The organism is Nocardia sp. NPDC050378 (assembly GCF_040655675.1).
GTDB classification, from domain to species: Bacteria; Actinomycetota; Actinomycetes; order Mycobacteriales; family Mycobacteriaceae; genus Nocardia; species Nocardia coubleae.
Window position 1 is genome coordinate 1 of the sequence record NZ_JBFAKI010000045.1, and the last position, 1,305, is coordinate 1,305.

1 rRNA gene is annotated in these 1,305 nt (G+C 56.1%); it reads left to right on the plus strand.

The window, feature by feature from the left end:
• Positions 1-1,305, plus strand: a 23S ribosomal RNA gene (locus AB0I35_RS32355); the annotation flags it as partial.

A 1,305-nucleotide genomic window follows, 5' to 3' on the forward strand; every position in this document is an offset into this window, starting at 1 on the left:
AGTCGCACATTATGGACCCGAAGCGGAGTGATCTACCCATGGCCAGGGTGAAGCGACGGTAAGACGTCGTGGAGGCCCGAACCCACTTAGGTTGAAAACTGAGGGGATGAGCTGTGGGTAGGGGTGAAAGGCCAATCAAACTCCGTGATAGCTGGTTCTCCCCGAAATGCATTTAGGTGCAGCGTCACGTGTTTCACGCCGGAGGTAGAGCTACTGGATGGCCTAGGGGGCCTACAAGCTTACCGAAGTCAGCCAAACTCCGAATGCCGGTGTGTGAGAGCGTGGCAGTGAGACTGCGGGGGATAAGCTTCGTAGTCGAGAGGGAAACAGCCCAGATCGCCGGCTAAGGCCCCTAAGCGTGTACTAAGTGGAAAAGGATGTGGGGTCGCTTAGACAACCAGGAGGTTGGCTTAGAAGCAGCCACCCTTGAAAGAGTGCGTAATAGCTCACTGGTCAAGTGATCCTGCGCCGACAATGTAGCGGGGCTCAAGTACACCGCCGAAGCCGCGGCACTCAGTCATTAGATCGCCTTCGGGCCAGTCGACTGGGTGGGTAGGGGAGCGTCCTATATCCGTGGAAGCCACAGTGTGAACTAGTGGTGGAGGGTATGGGAGTGAGAATGCAGGCATGAGTAGCGAAAGACGAGTGAGAAACTCGTCCGCCGAATGACCAAGGGTTCCTGGGCCAGGTTAATCCGCCCAGGGTGAGTCGGGACCTAAGGCGAGGCCGACAGGCGTAGTCGATGGACAACGGGTTGATATTCCCGTACCCGTGTATCCGCGCCCAATGCTGAATCAGTTGTGCTAACTGTCCAAATGTTGTCTTACCGAGCCTTCGGGCGAGGGGGACGACGGCTGCACAGGACCCTGACTGTAGTAGGTAAGCGATGGGGTGACGCAGGAAGGTAGCTGGGCCAGGTGATGGAATACCTGGTGTAAGCCTGTAGGGAGTGTGATAGGCAAATCCGTCACACACATATCCTGAGAGGTGATGCGTAGTCGTTGAGACGAATTCAGTGATCCTATGCTGCCGAGAAAAGCCTCTAGCGAGCTGGTACATGGCCCGTACCCCAAACCGACACAGGTGGTCAGGTAGAGAATACTAAGGCGATCGAGAGAACTGTGGTTAAGGAACTCGGCAAAATGCCCCCGTAACTTCGGGAGAAGGGGGACCACATCTGGTGAACGGATTTACTCCGGGAGCTGGGTGGGGTCGCAGAGACCAGAGAGAAGCGACTGTTTACTAAAAACACAGGTCCGTGCGAAGTCGTAAGACGATGTATACGGACTGACGCCTGCCCGGTGC